The organism is Streptomyces sp. 7R007 (assembly GCF_054850255.1).
This window is the reverse complement of the sequence record NZ_JBTWMV010000043.1, coordinates 43961-63860: the sequence shown is the minus strand read 5'-3', so window position 1 is coordinate 63860 and position 19900 is coordinate 43961. Positions and strand designations below refer to the sequence as shown.

12 protein-coding genes are annotated in these 19900 nt (G+C 71.4%); 3 read left to right on the top strand and 9 right to left on the bottom strand.

What is annotated here, in order from left to right:
- The 7 genes from ACYF6T_RS35475 to ACYF6T_RS35445 form a co-directional block, all read right to left on the bottom strand.
- Positions 1–3563 (bottom strand): DUF4082 domain-containing protein (locus ACYF6T_RS35475; RefSeq protein WP_461701720.1); only part of this gene is annotated, 3563 nt, incomplete at its 3' end.
- 95 nt (positions 3564–3658) lie between these two features.
- Entirely contained in the window at positions 3659–4777 is a 1119-nt protein-coding gene (locus ACYF6T_RS35470) for a DegT/DnrJ/EryC1/StrS family aminotransferase (RefSeq protein ID WP_461701718.1), read from the bottom strand.
- On the bottom strand, positions 4774–5463 hold the full coding sequence (locus tag ACYF6T_RS35465) for an acetyltransferase (RefSeq protein WP_461701716.1): 690 nt from the start codon (positions 5461–5463) through the stop codon (positions 4774–4776). Before ACYF6T_RS35465 ends, ACYF6T_RS35470 begins: the two co-directional genes overlap by 4 nt.
- Complete coding sequence (locus tag ACYF6T_RS35460; RefSeq protein WP_461701715.1) at positions 5460–6599, bottom strand: DegT/DnrJ/EryC1/StrS family aminotransferase; 1140 nt, start codon at positions 6597–6599, stop codon at positions 5460–5462. The genes ACYF6T_RS35465 and ACYF6T_RS35460 overlap by 4 nt, the downstream gene beginning before the upstream one ends.
- Positions 6596–7576 (bottom strand): SDR family NAD(P)-dependent oxidoreductase, encoded by a 981-nt coding sequence (locus ACYF6T_RS35455; RefSeq protein ID WP_461701713.1) that lies wholly within the window; start codon positions 7574–7576, stop codon positions 6596–6598. Before ACYF6T_RS35455 ends, ACYF6T_RS35460 begins: the two co-directional genes overlap by 4 nt.
- 24 nt (positions 7577–7600) lie before the next feature.
- Entirely contained in the window at positions 7601–8668 is a 1068-nt protein-coding gene (locus ACYF6T_RS35450) for a Gfo/Idh/MocA family protein (RefSeq protein WP_461701711.1), read from the bottom strand.
- A complete protein-coding gene (locus ACYF6T_RS35445) occupies positions 8668–10107 on the bottom strand; it encodes an exopolysaccharide biosynthesis polyprenyl glycosylphosphotransferase (protein ID WP_461701709.1) in 1440 nt (479 codons plus the stop codon). The genes ACYF6T_RS35450 and ACYF6T_RS35445 overlap by 1 nt, the downstream gene beginning before the upstream one ends.
- Before the next feature lie 284 nt (positions 10108–10391).
- Between ACYF6T_RS35445 and ACYF6T_RS35440 the strand changes: the two genes are divergently transcribed.
- The 3 genes from ACYF6T_RS35440 to ACYF6T_RS35430 are packed head-to-tail and all read left to right on the top strand — an operon-like array spanning position 10392 to position 13619.
- Positions 10392–11240 carry a glycosyltransferase family 2 protein gene (locus ACYF6T_RS35440; protein WP_461701708.1) on the top strand — a complete coding sequence of 283 codons (849 nt, stop codon included), beginning with the start codon at positions 10392–10394 and terminating at the stop codon, positions 11238–11240.
- Positions 11241–11263: 23 nt separating this feature from the next.
- Positions 11264–12556 carry an MFS transporter gene (locus ACYF6T_RS35435; protein WP_461701707.1) on the top strand — a complete coding sequence of 431 codons (1293 nt, stop codon included), beginning with the start codon at positions 11264–11266 and terminating at the stop codon, positions 12554–12556.
- A gap of 40 nt (positions 12557–12596) precedes the next feature.
- Positions 12597–13619 carry a TolB-like translocation protein gene (locus ACYF6T_RS35430; protein ID WP_461701705.1) on the top strand — a complete coding sequence of 341 codons (1023 nt, stop codon included), beginning with the start codon at positions 12597–12599 and terminating at the stop codon, positions 13617–13619.
- A 119-nt stretch (positions 13620–13738) separates the two neighbouring features.
- On the opposite strand, the gene ACYF6T_RS35425 is transcribed toward ACYF6T_RS35430, so the two are convergent.
- On the bottom strand, positions 13739–15202 hold the full coding sequence (locus ACYF6T_RS35425) for a glutamate synthase subunit beta (RefSeq protein WP_461701704.1): 1464 nt from the start codon (positions 15200–15202) through the stop codon (positions 13739–13741).
- A complete protein-coding gene (gene gltB / locus ACYF6T_RS35420; RefSeq protein WP_461701703.1) occupies positions 15195–19787 on the bottom strand; it encodes a glutamate synthase large subunit in 4593 nt (1530 codons plus the stop codon). Before gltB ends, ACYF6T_RS35425 begins: the two co-directional genes overlap by 8 nt.
- Between the last annotated feature and the right edge of the window lie 113 nt (positions 19788–19900).

The window sequence follows — 19900 nt, the reverse complement described above, 5'->3', positions numbered from 1 at the left end:
TTCTTCTTCTTGACGGCGGTCTTGCTGGTCAGGGTCCAGCTGTGGGACTTCACCGGGTGGCGGTGCTTGTCCCGGGCCGTGACCGTGACCTTGAACCGGGTGCCGTCCGGCAGCGGGGTGGAGAGGTGGACGGACACCTTGTGGGTGGCCCGGTCGTAGGTGACGACGGCCGTGACGTGGAGCTTCCTCGCGGCCTTCGTTCCCTTCAGGACGGTCACCGTCGCCTTGACGGACGACACCGCCGCCTTGGCCGGTACGGCCAGGGAGAGCGGGCTCGCCGCGTCGGCGGTGTGGGTCACCGCGGCCGCGGTCACCTCCGAGGAGGCCCCCGTCGACAGCATCGTGCTCGGGTTGTCGGCGGTGAAGACCGGGCCCACCCAGTAGTTCGCGGAACCGTAGGAGCCGGTCGGGAAGGCCGGGTCGGCGCCGTACCTGTAGAGCCCGTTGTGATGGGCGGTGGTGTCGGCGGTGGCCGTCAGCGGATAGGACTGGTGGGCCGCCGCGAAGTAGCCGCCGTCCACCGCGTAGTTGCCGTTCGGCGCGTGGTAGGAGACGACGTACGGGGTGCCCGCGGTGACCGCCACCGGGGTGGCGAAGGTCAGCGTCTGCCAGCCGGAGGCCGTCTCGCCCGTGAACGTGCCGCTGGCGAGCAGCGTGCCGGCGTCGGTCCACAGGCTGCCGGTGTGGGTGCCGGTGTTGCCGGTGCCCTTGTAGAAGGTGACGCCGGTGATCCAGCCGTCCGCGGAGGAGGTGAACCGGGTGCCCAGCTCGACCGAGTTGGTGTCACCGGTGACGTCCGTGGTGGCCGGCGTGGCCGACGAACTCCACAGCGTGCAGGGGCAGGTGACCGCCGGCGGGGTGGAACTGGTGGTGAAGGACCAGGTCACCGGCGCCGTCATCGCGTTGCCCCAGACGTCCGAGGCCTGCACGGACGCGGTGTACCTGGTGTTCAGCTCCAGCTCGGTCGACGGCGTGAAGGTCGCCTTGTTCGCCGCGGGGAAGGTGACGGCACCGGGCACGCTGTTGCCGTCCGGGTCCTTCACGGTGAGGGTCACGCTGTCGGTGTCGACGGCCGCGCTGAAGGTGGCCGACACCGGCGCCGTGATGGAGGTGCCGGTCGCCCCGGACGTCGGCGAGGTGGAGCTGACGGTCGGCGGCGTCGTGCTGGCCGTCGAGGTGTCCAGCACCACGTCCACCCAGTAGTTGCTGCCGGAGGACGCCGTGGACGGGAAGGCGCTGGTCGAGCCGTAGTGGTAGACGCCGTTGCCGCCGTCCGTGCCGGACTTCAGTCCGGTGAGCGGGGCGAGGCCGGCGTCGCTGTTGGCGAAGGTGGTGTCGTACGAGTAGCCGCCGTTGGGCGCGAAGTACGAGGCGACGTAGGTGGTGTTGGCCTTGACGGTGACCGGGGTGGCGAAGTTCAGCTGCTGCCAGCCGGAGGCCGTCTCGCCCGTGAACGTGCCGGTGGCCAGGCGGGTGCCGGAGGCGCTCCACAGGCTGCCGGTGTGCGTGCCGGTGTTGGCCGGCGACTTGTAGAAGCGGACGCCGGTGATGGAACCGGCCACCGTGGTGCGGAACTTGACGCCGAGCTCCAGGGAGCTGCCGTCGCCCGCGTTGACGGTGCCGGGCACCGAGGAGGCGGCGAAGATGGTGCAGGGGCAGGCCTGGGGGCCGACGGTCACCGGGATGGTGGTGACGGCGCCGATGTTGACGCTGTCGTCGACGGCGCGGACCTTGACGGACGCCGAGCCCGGTGAGGTCGGGGTCCAGCTGTAGCTCCAGGACGTCAGGCCGTCGGCGGCCTTCCAGGTCGTGCCGCCGTCCGTGGACACCTCGACGCGGGCGACCACGCCGCCGGAGTCGGAGGCGGTGCCCTTGATGGTGACCGGCTTCAGGGCCGGGACGGTGACGCCGGAGGCCGGGCTGGTCACCGTGACCGCCGGGCCGGTGGTGTCGGTGGAGGCGGAGGCGGTGACCAGGTTGGACTGCAGCGTCTTGGGCTGGACGCCCATGTCGGCGAGGATGTTCACCGTCGCCTGCTGCATCCGGGAGTCCTCGGTGACCACCGTGTCGGCGGGGTTGTACGTCGGGACGTTGGTCAGACCCCACGACCACTGCACGGTGCCCGAGCCGAACACCAGGGCGCCGGAGTCCTGGTCGCGGAACTCGACCAGGTTGTGGGTGGCCGTGCCGTTGCCGTACACGTTGCCCCAGTCCATGCGGAGCTTGGCGTCCTCGATGTCCACCGTCGTCGACGACACGTCGATGGCGCCGGCGGGCCGGGTGCTGTTGTCGAGGTCGCTGTCCCACTCGTAGCCGAGCGTGCCGGTGGGGAAGGTGGCCGTCTGGCTCGATGTGAGGTTCGCGATGGAGGTGTTGCGCCAGATGCGGTTCTTGCCGTACGAGCCGGGGACCGTGATGGCGTCGGCGCGGTAGCCGTTCACCGTGAACATGGAGCCGGTGAGGATGTTCGGCGGCTGGTAGTCCTGCCCGTACTGGGTGCTGGTCGGGTCCATCCAGGTGCCGGTCCACTGGCCGCTGGGATCGGCGATGCCGTTGTTCTGCGCCATCTTGGTCATCTTGTAGCAGACCAGGGTGCGGTCGGCGGTGTTCGTGCCGTCGATGCTGGGCGCGAGCCGCGTCTTCCAGAACACCTCGTTGCCGCTGAAGAACGCCTCGCGCACACCGGCCTTGCGGGCCGCCAGGACGTTGGAGTACTGGCTCTGCGTCCAGTACTCGTCGTGCCCGGAGGACATGTACACCTTGTGCTTCTCCAGCTGGGCCGCGCCGTTCGCCGACGACACGTCCACACCGGAGGTGTAGCTGACGTCGTAGCCGTTGCGCTCCAGCCAGGCCAGCATCATGTACTCGGAGCCGTAGATGCCGTTGTCGCCGCCGATGTCCAGCGGCCGGTTGTAGCTGACCTCGTAGGCGCGGCCGTCCGGCGCCGGGCCGAGCCCGCCGTACAGGTCCTGGCCGCCGTAGTCGTTGTACGCCTGCCAGGTCTGGTCGCTGGTCTGCACGACGATGTCGGAGGTGCTGGAGTCGTTGCGGACCACGAACGGGTACGGCATGAGGCCGTCGCCGTCGGTCTGCGTGAGGTTCGCGATGTAGAGGCCGGAGACGGCGTCGCCGGGCACCGTCCAGGTGGCGGTCACGGGCCAGTTGCCGCAGTCGACCAGGCCGGTGTTCTTGGTGGTGCAGTTGGCCGGCTTGGAGGTGTAGTTGGCCGGGTAGGTCACGGCCGCCTGCGCCGCGGTCGACATCTCGCGGGCGCCGTCCCCGCCGTACCAGCCCAGGCGGTAGATCTCGATACGGTACGCGGTCTTCGACTGCACCTTGAACTGGACCGTGTCACCGGCCTGGACGCTCTCCTTGGTGGTGAAGCCCTGGATGTCGCCGTAGGCGTTGGGCGAGAACCAGTCCTCCTTGGGGCTGCCCGCCTTGGAGTTCTCGCACACGATGGGGTTCGAGCCCGACCCGCACGGATCGGACGCGGCCTGGGCGGCCGGCACGGCCTGCGGGAGCACCGCCCATGTCAACGCTGCTGCGACGGCGAGGCGCACGCCCCGGATCCGTCTGCTCCATTTTTTCATGTGTACCTCTCAGCGGTGCTGTGCAGGACCGACCGGCGGGGTCGGGGTAGGAGCGTGGGGGGCGGTCAGTGGCCGAGCGCGTCGGCGAGCGTGTCGACGACGCGCTGCTGCTGGTCGGGCGTGATCTGCGGGTACAGCGGCAGCGACAGGATCCGCTCCGCCGCCTTCTCCGCGTGCGGGAAGTCGCCCTGGGCGTACCCGAGGTGGCGGTAGGCCGGCGTGAGGTGGACCGGGGCGGGATAGTGCACCCCGGCGCCGATGCCCTCGGCGTTGAGCTTGCCGACGACGTCGTCCCGGTCGGCGCCGGTGATCTGTACGACGTACAGGTGCCAGACGTGCAGGTTGCCGGGGTCCGTCACCGGCAGGACGATCCGGCCGGCCGCCGCCAGGCCGGCGAGGAGTGCGTCGTAGCGGGCGGCGGCCGCACGCCGGGCCGCGTTGCCGTCGGCCAGCCGCCTGAGCTTGGCGCGCAGGACGACGGCCTGGAGTCCGTCGAGGCGGCTGTTGAAACCGGCCACGTCGTGGCGGTACTTGGCGACGCCGCCGTGGTTGGCGATCGCCCGGACCAGGCCGGCGCGTTCCTCGTCGTCGGTGAGGACGGCGCCCGCGTCGCCGTAGGCGCCGAGGTTCTTGCCCGGGTAGAAGCTGGTGGCCGCGATGCCGGCGCTGCCTGGAGTACGGCCGTCCCGGGTGGCGCCCTGGCACTGGGCCGCGTCCTCCACGACCCTTACACGGTGGGGAAGTCGGGCGGCCAGCTCCGTCACCTCGGCCATCTGCCCGTACAGGTGCACGGGCACGACGGCGCGGGTGGCCGGGCCCACCGCGTCCAACGCGGCCTGGGGATCCAGGAGATGGGTGTCGGGCAGGCAGTCCGCGAGGACCGGGCGGGCGCCGATCCGGGCGACCGCGCCGGCGGTGGCGATGAAGGTGTTGGCCGGTACGACGACCTCGTCACCGGGGCCCACCCCGCTCGCCCGCAGGGCGAGTTCGACGGCGTCGGTGCCGTTGGCGACGCCGACGCAGTGCGCGACGCCACCGAAGTCGGCGTACTCGCGCTCGAATTGACGCACCTCGTCGCCGCCGACGAAGGCGGTGTCGGCCAGGACGCGGTCGAATCCGGCCCGTACCTCGTCGGCGACCTCCTGATGTGCCGCCTTGAGGTCCACCAGCGGAATCTGATTCATGTCAGCGGTCCCCCCACTGTCGATCGTGCGAGTTCGTCGAGCGCGGGTGCGCCCGCCTCGCGCAGCCGCCGGGCCGGGCTCCCCACCCAGACCTCGCCCGGCGGTACGTCACCGAGCACGGCGCTGCCCATCCCGATCAGCGACCAGGCGCCGACCGTCGTACCTTCTCTGACCAGGGCGCCGGAGCCTATGTAGGCGCCCCGTTCGAGCCGCGCTCCCCCGCCCAGGCGGACGCCGGAGGCGAGCGTGGCGTGGTCCTCGACCACGTCGTCATGGGTCAGGACGACGTGCGGCATCACGGCGACATGCGCGCCCACCCGCACGGCGGCGGTCAGCACGCAGTGCGCGAGCAGCACCGAGCCGGGGCCGACCTCGCAGGTGGAGGCCACCGAGGCGGTCGGGTGGAGCACGGTGGCGTAGCGGTGCGCCGGCAGGGCGAGCCGGCGGGCCAGGCGGGCGCGGGCCGCGTAGTCCCGGGGGCTGCCCACGCAGATCACGGCCTGCGCGTGGGGCAGGTCGCGGATCAGGTCGCAGCCGCCGAGGACCGGCACGCCGTCCACCTCGGTGCCGTGCAGGGCGGGGTTGTCGTCCAGGTGGCCGAGCAGCTCGAACCCGCCCGCGGCCCGGACGGCCTGGGCGGTCTCCCGGGCGAAGCCGCCCGCGCCGATGAGGACGAGTGCGGTCATCTCCGGGCCTGTTCGCGCAGTACGGCCACGACGCGGTCCTGCTGGGCCTCGGTCATGGTGTGGAACAGCGGCAGGATCAGCGAGTCGCGGGTGAGGCGCTCGGTGACCGGCAGCGGCGCGGACGGGTGGTCCGCGTAGGCGGGTTCGAGGTGCGCGGCCATGATCCCGCGCCGGGCGGAGACGCCGGCCGCGGCGAGCGCGGCGAGCAGGCCGTCCCGGTCGACGGGGAAGTCCTCTTCCAGCAGCACCCAGTAGGACTGGAAGTTGCTCTGCCCGTGCGCCGGGTCGCGCACGGGCGTCAGGCCGGGGACGTCGTGCAGCAACGCCTGGTAGCGGGCGGCCAGTTCGCGGCGGCGGGCGATCATCGCGTCGAGCTTGCCGAGCTGGACCAGGCCGACGGCGGCCTGGATGTCGGTCATCCGGTAGTTGAAGCCGACCTCCAGGTAGCTCTCCAGGACCGGCTTGTCGCTCGCGTGCCGCTGGGCGGCCGAGGCGTTCATGCCGTGCTCGCGCAGCCGGCGCAGCCGGGCCGCCCACTCGGCGTCGTCGGTGGTGAGCATGCCGCCCTCGCCGGTGGTGACCAGCTTGCGCGGGTGGAAGGACCAGGCGGCCAGCAGCGCGCCGTGCCCGACGGGCTTGCCGCCGGCGGTGGAGCCGATGGCGCAGGCCGCGTCCTCCACCAGGGGCAGGTCCCAGTCGGCGCAGGCGGCGCGCAGGGCGTGCACGTCGGCCGGGACGCCGCCCTGGTGGACGGCGAGGACGGCTTTGGTGCGCGGGGTGCGCACGGCGTCCACGGTGGCCGGGGTGAGGTTGCCGGTGGCGAGGTCGACGTCGGCGAAGACCGGCTCGGCGCCGACGTACCGTACGGCGTTGGCGGTGGCGATGAACGACAGCGAGGGCACCACGACCTCGTCGCCGGGGCCGAGGCCGAGCGCGACGAGGGACAGGTGCAGCGCGGTCGTGCAGGAACTGACGGCGATGCCGTGCTCGGCGCCCACCCGCTCGGCGAAGGCCCGCTCGAACGCGGCGACGCGCGGGCCCTGGGCGACCCACCCGGACAGGACGGCGTCGGAGGCGGCCTTGGCCTCCTCCTCGCCGAGCCAGGGGATCATCACCGGGATGCGGTCGGTGCTCACTTGGCCGCCTCCCGCTCCGCGCGCCACCAGTCGACCAGGTCGCGCAGGCCGGTGCGCAGGTCGATCTCGGCGGTGAAGCCGAGCCGTTCGGCGGCGCGTGAGGTGTCGGCGAGACGCCGGGTGACACCGTTGACCGCGCGGGCGGGTCCGTGCACCGGCTCCAGGCCGGTGGCGCCCATCGCCTCCAGCAGGCCGTCGGCGAGTTCGCGCAGCGAGGTCTCGGTGCCGCTGGCGATGTTGAAGACCTCGTCGGTCAGGTCCGACTCGGCGGCCAGGACGTTGGCGCGGGCGATGTCGCGGACGTCGACGAAGTCCATGGTCTGCGTGCCGTCGCCGAGGATCAGCGGCGGCTCGCCCGCCTCGATGCGCTCCATCCAGCGGATGAGCACCTCGGTGTACAGGCCGTGGATGTCCATGCGGGGGCCGTAGACGTTGAAGTAGCGCAGGGCCACGTAGTCCAGGCCGTACATGGCGTGGAAGCTGCGCAGCATGCCCTCGTTGAAGGCCTTGGCGGCGCCGTAGAAGGTGTCGTTGTTGTACGGGTGGTGGCGTTCGGTGGTCGGGAACTCCTCGGCCATGCCGTAGACGGAGGCCGAGGAGGAGGCGATCACCTTGGCGACGCCGGCCTCGGCGGCCGCCTCCAGCACGTTGAAGGTGCCGTCGACCAGGACCTCGTTGGCGAGCCGGGGCTCCTCCGCGCACTGCGTGATGCGGATCGCGGCCAGGTGGAACACCAGGTCGGCGCCCTCGGTGACCTTCCGCACCGTCTCCGCATCCCGGACGTCGCCCTCGACGACCTCCACCACTCCGCTCGGCAGGGCGCGGGCGAGGTTGGCCCGCCGCCCGCGCACGAAGTTGTCGAGGACGACGATCTCGCGGGCGCCCCCCTCGGCCAGCAGGTCGACGAGGTTGGAGCCGATGGTGCCCGCGCCCCCGGTGACCAGGATCTTCTTGCCGCGTACGCTGCTCAACTGCACTTACCCTTCAGCGAATTGGATCTGTCAACGCCCGGCGCGCAGGCCGACGACCGCGCCCTTGAACGCCAGGCTGCGGGAGGCCGCCTCCAGGATGTCCAGCACCCTGAGGCCCGCCCGGCCGTCGGTCAGCGGCGCCCGGCGCCCCCGGATCGCCTCGGCGAACTCGTCGACCATGCCGCGCAGCGCCTCCTTCTCGCCGATGGCGGGCGCGACCATGTCCCCGGAGCGGTACGAGATGAGCATCTCCCGGCGCTCGTCGGCGCCGATCTCCTGCGGTGCGGCCATGTCCACGCCCCGGTCGTAGACGGACACCCGTTGCAGCGGGTTGAGGTCGTCCCAGAGCAGGGTGCGCTTGGAGCCGCCCACCATGGTGGTGCGCACCTTGGTCGGCGACAGCCAGTTGACGTGTACGTGGGCGATGGCGCCGGTGTTGAGCTGGAGCGTCAGATAGGCCACGCAGGCCTGTCCGGCGCCGATCGGGTCGGCGCCGTGGGCGGCGACGGCGACCGGCTCGACGTTCTCGGGGAGGATGAAGTCCAGGATGGACAGGTCGTGCGGGGCGAGGTCCCACAGCACGTCGATGTCCTTCTGGACGAGCCCGAGGTTGATGCGGACGGAGTCGACGAAGTGGATCTCGCCGAGCTCGCCGGAGCGGACCATCTCGCGGATGCGGCCCACGGCGGGCGTGTAGCAGTAGGTGTGGTCGCACATCAGGGTCAGGCCGCGCTCCTCGGCCTCGGTGACCAGGCGCATCCCGTCGGCGTAGGTCGCCGCGAGCGGCTTCTCGACGAGGACGTGCTTGCCGGCGCGCAGCGCGGCGAGGGCGATGTCGAGATGGGTGCCGGCGGGCGTGGCCACGGCGACCGCGTCCACCGTCGGGTCGGCGAGGACGGCCGCGTAGTCCGCGGTGGCCTGCACCGTGGAGTAGCCGCCGAGCACCCGCTGGGCCCGGTCCACGTCGAGGTCGCACAGCCAGCGCAGCCGGAAGCGGTCGCTGGCCTGGAAGTTGCGGACCAGGTTGGGGCCCCAGTAGCCGGCCCCGACGACCGCGACCCCGAGCGGCTGCGCCGTCCCGTTCTTGCTCTGCTCCATCAGTAAGCCCCCGTTCCGCGCACCACCGCGGACCCGGTGCGCACCAGGATCGACAGGTCGAGGCCCATCGACCAGTTGTCCACGTATCCGAGATCGAGCCGGACCGCCTCGTCCCAGGGCAGGTCGGAGCGGCCGCTGACCTGCCACAGTCCGGTGAGCCCGGGTTTGACGAGCAGGCGGCGCTTGATGTCCGCCGTGTACTCCTCGACCTCCTCGGGCAGCGGCGGCCGGGGTCCGACGAGCGACATCTGGCCCCGTACGACGTTGATCAGCTGCGGCAGTTCGTCGAGCGAGCTGCGGCGCAGGAAGGAGCCGACGCGGGTGATGCGCGGGTCCTCCTTCACCTTGAACAGCAGGCCGTCGCTGTTCTGGTTGAGGTGCGCGAGTTCCGCCCGGAGGGACTCGGAGTCCTGCCGCATGGTGCGGAACTTCAGCATGGTGAAGTGGTCGCCGTAGCGGCCGACCCGCTGCTGCCGGAAGAAGGCCGGGCCGGAGCTGTCCAGCCGGACGATCAGGGCGATCAGCAGCATGGGCAGCGCCAGGAGGAGCAGCAGCGCAGCCGCGAGGGAACGATCCAGCAGTTCCTTCGGCAGCCGGGAGGCCCGGGAGAGGTTCGGCGCCTGGATGCGCAGCAGCGGCACCCCGTTGGTGGGCCGTACCGCGAGCCGGGCGGCGGAGACGTCGGCCAGCACGGGGGCCAGCAGGAAGTCGACGCCCTGCGCGGCCGCCGTCCACGACAGCCGGCGCAGCACGGAGGAGTCGGCCCCCGGGACCGGCAGCGCCACCACGGTGGTGATGCCGAGCGCCCGTACGACGTCGTTCATGTCGCCCATGCCGCCGAGCACGGGGAGGCCCAACTTGCGGACCTGCGCGGCGTGTTCGGGGTCGCTCAGACAGACGCCGGCGACCTGGAGCTCCTGGGCGCCGCCGCGGCGCAGCACCGCGACCAGCTCCACGATGCCGCGCGAGGGCCCGACCAGCAGCGTGGCGCTGCGGTCCCGGTCCCGCGCCCAGCGCCGGTGCAGCCGGCGGCGCAGCACGTAGCGGACCGGCACGGCGATCGCGGCGGCCGGCACCGCGGCCATGGCCATGTCATGAAGGAGCCCGGAATCGCGGGTGAACAACCAGTACGCGAGCAGTGCCAGCGCCGGCAGGGCGACGGCGCCGCGCAGTACCCGTCGGTACTCCTCGGTGCCCAGACCCAGCGCGCTGCGGTCGTAGGTGCGGTGCGCGAACATGGCCACGATCCACGTGGGGGGCAGCACCAGGGCCACCGCCCAGCGGCCGTAGGCCGCATGGATCAGGAAGGCCGCGGCAGCGGCTGCGCAGCCGTCCGCGACCAGCAGAACGATCCGGTACCTCTGTTCCCAACGTCTTCGGCGTTGTTGCGGACTCCTGCGTTCCACAACCCGTTGGTCATGCGTGACCTCAATGGTCATGCCCCCCCCACATGCGCGGCTACCCCTGACCGACGTGCCCTCCACACAGCGGCACCGGAAAGCGAGAAGGCTTCGGCGGTTCCCCAACCGCCTCATGCCCTCAGCATGTTGGTACGTAGTGACTGTTCAGAAGCGTTCAACAACCGGGCCGCGAACTGCAGTCAAGAACAAGTTCCCCACCCAAACCGGTCCGGCGCTCATCAATCTAGACCACGGGGCGCAGTCTCGGGAACAGTTGGACGAAACACATGTCGCAATAGCGACATCGACTGCATACTGCCCACGTGACCAGCATCGTGATCCCGGCCCACAACGAGGCGCAAGTCATCGGCCGGCTCCTGGACTCGCTTTTGGCCGATTCCGGTCAGGACGAGACCGACATCGTCGTCGTGTGCAACGGTTGCACGGACGACACCGCCCGGATCGCGACCGCTTACGGTCCGCCGGTACGGGTGGTGGAGATCCCCGTGCCCTCCAAGCATGCCGCGCTGCGGGCCGGCGACGACCACGCGCGGAGCTTCCCGCGGCTGTACGTGGACGCCGACGTCGTGCTCTCCGGCGCCGATGTGCGGGCGCTGACCGAGCCGTTGGCCGACGAGTCCTCGGGCGTTCTGGCCACCGCGCCAGAACGGCGCATTCCGCTCGCCGCCTGCGCCTGGCGGGTGCGGGCCTACTACCGTGTCTGGCAGCGGCTGCCCGCCGTGCGCGAGGGGCTGTTCGGCCGGGGCGTCATCGCGGTCTCCAAGGCCGGGCACGCCCGGATCGCCGCGCTGCCCCCGCTGATGGCCGACGACCTGGCCGCGTCGCTGGCCTTCGCGCCCGGGGAGCGGCGGGTGGTCGAGGCGGCCCGGGTCGTGATCCAGCCGCCGCGCACCTGGCGGGACTTGATCAAGCGGCGGATCCGGGCGGCGGTCTCCACCGCCCAGGTCGAACAGCGGCAGGGGCCGGAAGGGGCCTCGGCGCGCACCAGCACGGCGGACCTGAAAGCCCTGCTGCGCGCGGAGCCGCGGCTTCTCGCGGGTGTCGTAGTCTTCGTCGCGGCGGCGCTCGCCGCCCGGCGGGGGGCCGGGAAGGCCATCCGGGCACAGGACTTCGGCACCTGGCTACGCGACGAGAGCAGCCGGCAGAACTGATCGCAGCGCACGGGGGGCTTGCCTTGTACCTCACCGACCGTTCCGCGCCCGTCAGGGCGGGCACCGACCAGGGCCGAAGCGGCCGAAGACGCGGACCGGGGCCCCGCATCGCGCCCGTCGTGTTCGTCCTGGGCACGGTCAGCCTGATCACCGACATCTCCTCGGAGATGGTCACCGCGGTCCTGCCGCTGTACCTCGTCAGCACCCTCGGCTTCAGCCCGCTGGGCTTCGGCACCCTCGACGGCGTCTACAACGGCGTCAGCGCGCTGGTCCAGCTCACCGGCGGCCACCTCGCCGACCGCGTTCGCAACCACAAACTCCTGGCCGGCCTCGGCTACGGGCTGTCGGCGCTGTGCAAGCCGCTGCTGCTGCTCGCCGGCACCATCGGCACGCTCGGCACGGTGCTCGCCCTGGAGCGGACCGGCAAGGGGCTGCGCACCGCTCCGCGCGACGCGATGATCTCCCTGTCCACGCCGGCCGACCGCCAGGGCCGCGCCTTCGGCGTACACCGCGCGATGGACACCACCGGCGCGATGCTCGGCCCCCTGGCCGCCTTCCTCATCCTGCGTGCGGCAGCCGACGGCTACGACGCGGTGTTCGGCGTGAGCGCCTGCGTCGCGGCCCTCGGGGTGCTGGTCCTGGTGCTGTTCGTGCCGGGCAGGCGGCGCGCCCCGCAGTCCGGGCCGAAGACCGCCGAGGGCGAGGCACCCGACCGCAAACCGCCCGTACGCATCCGCGAAGCGGTGGGTCTGCTGCGGGTGGCGCGGCTGCGGGCGCTGGCCGGGTGTGCCGCGTTGCTCGGGCTGACCACCGTCAGCGACGCCTTCGTGTATCTGCTGCTGCAGCGGCGGGCGGGCGTCGGCGAGGAGTGGTTCACGCTGCTGCCGCTGGGCACCGCCGTCGTGTTCCTGCTGCTGGCCGTGCCCCTGGGCGCGCTGGCCGACCGGATCGGCCGGCGCACCGTCTTCCTCGCCGGCCACGCCGTCCTGCTCACCGCCTACGCCCTGCTGCTGTGGGCCCCGGACACCTTGCTGCTGGCCCCCCTCGTCCTCGCCCTGCACGGCACGTTCTACGCGGCCACCGACGGGGTGCTCCCCGCCGCGCTCGCCGCCCTCGTGCCCGAGCACCTGCGCGCCAGCGGGCTGGCCATCGTCGGCACCAGCCAGGCACTGGCCCGGTTCTGCTGCTCACTGGCCTTCGGCGCCGCCTGGACCCTGTGGGGAGACGGCCCGGCGCTGGCCGGTTCGGCGGTCGGCCTGCTGTGCTGCGCCGCCGTCGCGGGCATGGTGCTGCGACCGGCCGACACGACCCGATGACCCGTAGACCACCCAGGCGACACGAACCACAGGGAACGACATGACATCGATGCGCCGCCGCCTGCTCATACTCATAGCGGCGGTCCTGGTCCTCGCCGGCGTCGGCACCGGCGTGGTCCTGCACGCCGCCGCCCGCGCGGACCGGGCGAACCGGCCGCAGTCGGGCGACCCCACGGTCAGCGCCGGCAAGCTGACACTCGGCCAGAAGGACCGCCTGCTGTTCCTCAACGGCGCGGCCGGCCCGCACCGCACCGCGGTCGCCTCGGTCCCCTCCGCCGACCCCGGCGGCGGACGCACCGCCTCCGGCCTGAAGTGCGCGCGCTTCTACGCGGCGGCCGGCACCGGCGTCTGCCTGCAGTCCAACCCCGGCGTCCTCAAGCAGAGCAACCGCGCCCTGCTCCTCGACGCCGGCCTGCGCACCAGGCGCACGTACCCGCTCGCGGGCACCCCCAGCCGGGCCCGGGTCTCGCCCAGCGGCCGCTTCGTCGCCTGGACCGTCTTCGTCTCCGGCGAGTCCTACGCCTCCGCGTTCTTCTCCACCCGCACCTCGGTCCTGGACACCCGCACCATGAAGCTGACGCCCAGCCTGGAGACGTTCTCCATCGTCAAGGACGGCAAGCCCTACAAGGCCGCCGACGTCAACTTCTGGGGCGTCACCTTCTCCGCCGACGACGACACCTTCTACGCCACCCTCAACACCGCCAACAAGACCTACCTGGTGCGCGGTTCGCTCTCCCGGCGCACGGTGACCACCCTCGTCGAGAACGTGGAGTGCCCCTCGCTCTCCCCCGACGGGACCCGCGTCGCCTTCAAGAAGCGGGTGCTCTCCCGCACCGACCTGTGGCACGAGTACGTCCTCGACCTGCGCACCCTGCGCGAGACACCGCTCGCCGAGCGGCACAGCGTCGACGACCAGGCCACCTGGCTCGACGACCACACCGTCGCCTACGCCCTGCCCGCGAACGGCCGGGTCGGCAGCAGCGACCTGTGGAGCGTCCCCGCCGACGGCACCGGCAAGCCGCGTCTGCTGATCGCGGGCGCGTCCTCCCCGGCGCCGCTGTAGACACAGGCGACGGCGCCTGCCCATCGTCCGGTCGGGGACTGGGGCAGGCGCCGCCTGGTGTTCCGTACGCCTTTGTACGGGACGTCTGTTGACGGACCGTCAGGCCCTCGGGGGCACCGTCAGACCGTCAGCGCGCGGTCCGTCGGGCGGATCGGCGCCGGCAGGTCGCTGGCGCCGGTCAGGAACCGGTCCACGCCCCGCGCGGCCGAGCGGCCCTCGGCGATCGCCCACACGATGAGCGACTGGCCGCGGCCCGCGTCACCGGCGACGAAGACACCGGGGACGTTGGTCTGGAAGTCGGCGTCGCGGGCGATGTTGCCGCGCGCGTCGAGCTCCAGGCCGAACTGCTCGACCAGACCGTTCTCCTGGTCGGTGCCGGTGAAGCCCATGGCGAGGGTGACCAGCTGGGCGGGGATCTTGCGCTCCGTGCCCGGCTTCGGGGTCAGCTTGCCGTCGACGAACTCCACCTCGGTCAGGTGCAGCCACTGGACGTTGCCGTCCTCGTCGCCCTCGAAGTGGGTGGTGGAGACGGAGTAGACCCGCTCGCCGCCCTCCTCGTGCGCGGAGGTGACCTTGTACAGCATCGGGAAGGTCGGCCAGGGCTGGCTGACCGGGTTCCGCTCGTCGTTCGGGCGGGGCATGATCTCCAGCTGCGTGACGGAGGCCGCGCCCTGGCGGTGGGCGGTGCCCACGCAGTCGGCGCCGGTGTCGCCGCCGCCGATGACCACGACGTGCTTGCCCTCGGCCGAGATGGGCGACACGACGTAGTCGCCCTCCTGGACCTTGTTGGACAGCGGCAGGTACTCCATCGCCTGGTGGATGCCCTTCAGCTCCCGCCCGGGGACGGGGAGGTCACGGGCGGTCGTGGCACCGGCGGCGATGACGATCGCGTCGTACCGCTTCTTCAGGTCGGTCGCCTTGAGGTCACGGCCGATCTCGATGCCGGTGCGGAAGCGGGTGCCCTCCGCGCGCATCTGCTCGATACGGCGGTTGATGTGCCGCTTCTCCATCTTGAACTCGGGGATGCCGTACCGCAGCAGGCCGCCGATGCGGTCGGCGCGCTCGTAGACGGCGACGGTGTGGCCGGCCCGGGTCAGCTGCTGGGCGGCGGCCAGACCGGCCGGGCCCGAGCCGATGACGGCGACCGTCTTGCCCGACAGGCGCTCGGGGATCTGCGGGGCGACGGTGCCGGCGTCCCACGCCTTGTCGATGATCGAGACCTCGACGTTCTTGATGGTGACCGGCGGCTGGTTGATGCCGAGCACGCACGCCGACTCGCAGGGAGCGGGGCAGAGGCGACCGGTGAACTCCGGGAAGTTGTTGGTCGCGTGCAGGCGCTCGGAGGCGGCGGTCCAGTCCTCGCGGTAGGCGTAGTCGTTCCACTCGGGGATCAGGTTCCCCAGCGGACAGCCGTTGTGGCAGAACGGGATGCCGCAGTCCATGCACCGGCCGGCCTGCTTGCTGATGATCGGCAGCAGGGAGCCGGGGACGTAGACCTCGTTCCAGTCCTTGACGCGCTCCTCGACGGGACGGGACTTGGCGACCTCACGGCCGTGGTTCAGGAAGCCCTTCGGGTCAGCCATTGATCGCCGCCTCCATCATCTTCTCGGTGATCTCGGTCTCGGACAGACCGGCTCGCTCGGCGGCGTCCTTGGCGGCGAGCACTGCCTTGTACGTGCTGGGGATGATCTTGCTGAAGCGGTCCACGGCGGTGTCCCACTCGGCCAGCAGCTTCTCGGCGACCGTGGAGCCGGTCTCCTCCTGGTGCCGGCGCACCACGTCGTGCAGCCACTGCTTGTCGGTGTCGTCGAGCGCCTCGACGGAGCCGAGGTTGCCGACGTTGACGTTGTCGCGGTCGAGGTCGATCACGTAGGCGATGCCGCCGGACATGCCGGCCGCGAAGTTGCGGCCGGTCGGGCCGAGCACCACCGCGCGACCGCCGGTCATGTACTCGCAGCCGTGGTCGCCCACGCCCTCGGAGACGACCGTGGCACCGGAGTTGCGGACACAGAACCGCTCGCCCGTACGGCCGCGCAGGAACAGCTCGCCGCCGGTGGCGCCGTAGGCGATGGTGTTGCCCGCGATCGTCGAGTACTCGGCGAGGTGGTCGGCGCCCCGGTCGGGACGGACGATCACGCGGCCGCCGGAGAGGCCCTTGCCGACGTAGTCGTTGGCGTCGCCCTCCAGGCGCAGCGTGACACCGCGCGGCAGGAAGGCGCCGAAGGACTGGCCGGCGGAGCCGGTGAAGGTGATGTCGATGGTGTCGTCGGGCAGGCCCGCGCCACCGAACTTCTTCGTCACCTCGTGGCCGAGCATGGTGCCGACCGTGCGGTTGATGTTGCGGATGGAGACCTGGGCGCGCACCGGCTGGGCCTCGGTCGCCGAGTCGGCGGCCAGGGCGTCGGCGGCGAGCTTGATCAGCTCGTTGTCGAGCGCCTTCTCCAGGCCGTGGTCCTGGGCGATGACCTGGTGGCGCACCGCCCCCTCGGGCAGCGACGGCACGTGGAACAGCGGCTCCAGGTTCAGGCCCTGCGCCTTCCAGTGGTCGACCGCGCGGGTCACGTCGAGCGCCTCGGCGTGACCGACGGCCTCCTCGATGGAGCGGAAGCCCAGCTCGGCCAGGAGCTCGCGGACCTCTTCGGCGATGAACTGGAAGAAGTTGACCACGTACTCGGCCTTGCCGGAGAACCGGTCGCGCAGCACCGGGTTCTGGGTGGCGATGCCGACCGGACAGGTGTCCAGGTGGCAGACGCGCATCATGACGCAGCCGGAGACGACGAGCGGCGCGGTCGCGAAACCGAACTCCTCGGCGCCCAGCAGCGCGGCGATGACGACGTCGCGGCCGGTCTTGAGCTGGCCGTCGGTCTGCACGACGATGCGGTCGCGCAGGCCGTTGAGCAGCAGCGTCTGCTGGGTCTCGGCGAGGCCGAGCTCCCAGGGGCCGCCCGCGTGCTTGAGCGAGGTGAGCGGGGAGGCACCGGTGCCGCCGTCGTGGCCGGAGATCAGCACGACGTCCGCGTGCGCCTTGGACACACCCGCCGCGACCGTGCCGACGCCGACCTCGGAGACCAGCTTGACGTGAATCCGCGCCTGCGGGTTCGCGTTCTTCAGGTCGTGGATCAGCTGGGCCAGGTCCTCGATGGAGTAGATGTCGTGGTGCGGCGGCGGGGAGATCAGGCCGACGCCCGGGGTCGAGTGCCGGGTCTTCGCCACCCACGGGTAGACCTTGTGGCCGGGCAGCTGGCCGCCCTCGCCGGGCTTGGCGCCCTGGGCCATCTTGATCTGGATGTCGTCCGCGTTGACCAGGTACTCCGAGGTCACGCCGAAGCGGCCGGAGGCGACCTGCTTGATGGCGGACCGGCGGGCCGGGTCGTACAGGCGCTCCGGGTCCTCGCCGCCCTCACCGGTGTTGGACTTGCCGCCCAGTTGGTTCATGGCGATGGCGAGGGTCTCGTGCGCCTCCTTGGAGATGGAGCCGTACGACATGGCGCCGGTGGAGAAGCGCTTGACGATCTCGCTGGCCGGCTCGACCTCCTCGATCGGGATCGAGGGGCGGTCGGACTTGAAGCCGAACAGGCCGCGCAGCGTCATCAGGCGCTCGGACTGCTCGTTCACGCGCTCGGTGTACTTCTTGAAGATGTCGTAGCGGCCGGTGCGCGTGGAGTGCTGGAGGCGGAAGACCGTCTCCGGGTCGAACAGGTGCGGCTCGCCCTCGCGGCGCCACTGGTACTCGCCGCCTATCTCCAGGGCCCGGTGCGCGGGCGCGATGCCGCTCGCCGGGTACGCCTTGGCGTGGCGGGCGGCGACCTCCTTGGCGATGACGTCGATGCCGACGCCGCCGATCTTGGTGGTCGTACCGCTGAAGTACTTCGCGACGAAGGACTCGTCGAGGCCGACGGCCTCGAAGACCTGGGCGCCGCGGTAGGAGGCGACGGTCGAGATGCCCATCTTGGACATGACCTTCAGCACGCCCTTGCCGAGGGCGTAGATCAGGTTCTTGATGGCCTTCTCGGGGTCGATGCCGTTGATGAAGGTGCCGGCGCGCAGCAGGTCCTCGACCGACTCCATCGCCAGGTACGGGTTGACGGCGGCGGCGCCGTAGCCGATGAGCAGGGCGACGTGGTGGACCTCGCGGACGTCGCCGGCCTCGACCAGCAGGCCCACCTGGGTGCGCTGCTTGGTGCGGATGAGGTGGTGGTGGACGGCCGCGGTCAGCAGCAGCGAGGGGATCGGCGCGTGCTCGGCGTCGGAGTGGCGGTCCGACAGGACGATCAGCCGGGCGCCGTTGTCGATGGCGGCGTCGGCCTCGGCGCAGATCTCGTCGATGCGGGCGGCGAGGGCCTCGCCGCCGCCGGAGACCCGGAACAGACCGGAGAGGGTCGCGGCCTTGAAGCCGGGCATGTCGCCGTCGGCGTTGATGTGGATGAGCTTGGCCAGCTCGTCGTTGTCGATGACCGGGAAGGGCAGCACGACGGACCGGCAGGAGGCGGCGGTCGGCTCCAGCAGGTTGCCCTGCGGGCCCAGCGAGCTGCGCAGCGAGGTGACGAGCTCCTCGCGGATGGCGTCCAGCGGCGGGTTGGTGACCTGCGCGAACAGCTGGGTGAAGTAGTCGAACAGCAGCCGCGGGCGCTCGGAGAGCGCGGCGATCGGGGAGTCCGTGCCCATCGAGCCGATCGGCTCGGCGCCGGTCTTGGCCATCGGCGCGAGGATGACGCGCAGCTCTTCCTCGGTGTAGCCGAAGGTCTGCTGGCGGCGGGTGACCGAGGCGTGGGTGTGGACGATGTGCTCGCGCTCGGGCAGGTCGCCCAGCTCGATCTCGCCGGCCTCCAGCCACTCGGCGTAGGGCTGCTCGGCGGCGAGAGTCGCCTTGATCTCGTCGTCCTCGATGATGCGGTGCTCGGCGGTGTCGACGAGGAACATGCGGCCGGGCTGGAGGCGGCCCTTGCGGACGACCTTGGCCGGGTCGATGTCGAGGACGCCGACCTCGGAGCCGAGGACGACGAGGCCGTCGTCGGTGACCCAGTAGCGGCCGGGGCGCAGGCCGTTGCGGTCGAGGACCGCGCCGACCTGGGTGCCGTCGGTGAAGGTGACACAGGCCGGGCCGTCCCAGGGCTCCATCAGCGTGGAGTGGAACTGGTAGAAGGCGCGCCGGGCCGGGTCCATGGAGTCGTGGTTCTCCCAGGCCTCCGGGATCATCATCAGCACGGAGTGCGGCAGCGAACGGCCGCCCAGGTGCAGGAGTTCGAGCACCTCGTCGAAGGAGGCGGAGTCGGAGGCGTCCGGCGTGCAGACCGGGAAGATCCGCTCCAGGCCCTTGTCGCCGAACAGGTCGGAGACCAGCTGCGACTCGCGCGCCCGCATCCAGTTGCGGTTGCCCATGACGGTGTTGATCTCACCGTTGTGCGCGACGAAGCGGTAGGGGTGGGCGAGCGGCCACGACGGGAAGGTGTTCGTGGAGAAGCGCGAGTGGACCAGCGCGATGGCCGACGCGAACCGGCGGTCGGACAGGTCCGGGAAGAAGGGCTCCAGCTGGCCGGTGGTCAGCATGCCCTTGTAGACGATGGTGCGCGCGGAGAGCGACGGGAAGTAGACACCGGCCTCGCGCTCGGCGCGCTTGCGCAGCGCGAAGGCCTTGCGGTCGAGGTCGATGCCCCGCGAGGCGCCGTCCGCGACGAAGAGCTGCCGGAAGGCGGGCATGGTCGAGCGGGCCGTGGCGCCCAGCAGTTCGGGGGCGACGGGAACCTCGCGCCAGCCGAGCACCGTGAGGCCCTCGTCCGCGGCGATCGTCTCGATCTGTGAGACGGCGGTCTCGGTGCCGTCCTCGGGCAGGAAGGCGATGCCGACGGCGTAGGAGCCCGCCTCGGGCAGCTCGAATCCGGCCACGTCGCGGAAGAAGGCGTCCGGCACCTGGGAGAGGATTCCGGCGCCGTCGCCGGAGTCGGGCTCGGAGCCGGTGGCGCCGCGGTGTTCGAGGTTGCGCAGGACCGTGAGGGCCTGTTCGACCAGGGTGTGGGACGCCTCGCCGGTGAGGGTGGCCACAAAGCCGACGCCGCACGCGTCGCGCTCGAAGCGGGGGTCGTACATACCCTGCGCAGCAGGGCGAGCATCCATGAAGGACCAGTTCTGGCCATTCGCGGAATGCTGGGACGGCTGGCGCGGCGTACGCATCGGCTCTCCCGTCGTCGTCTCAAGTGGCATGCATATTGCCGAGGGACGACGTTGGCCCTCTGCTGAGTGCAAAATTTCGTGCAGGTTACATGATGGAGCGGTTCTCGGGAACC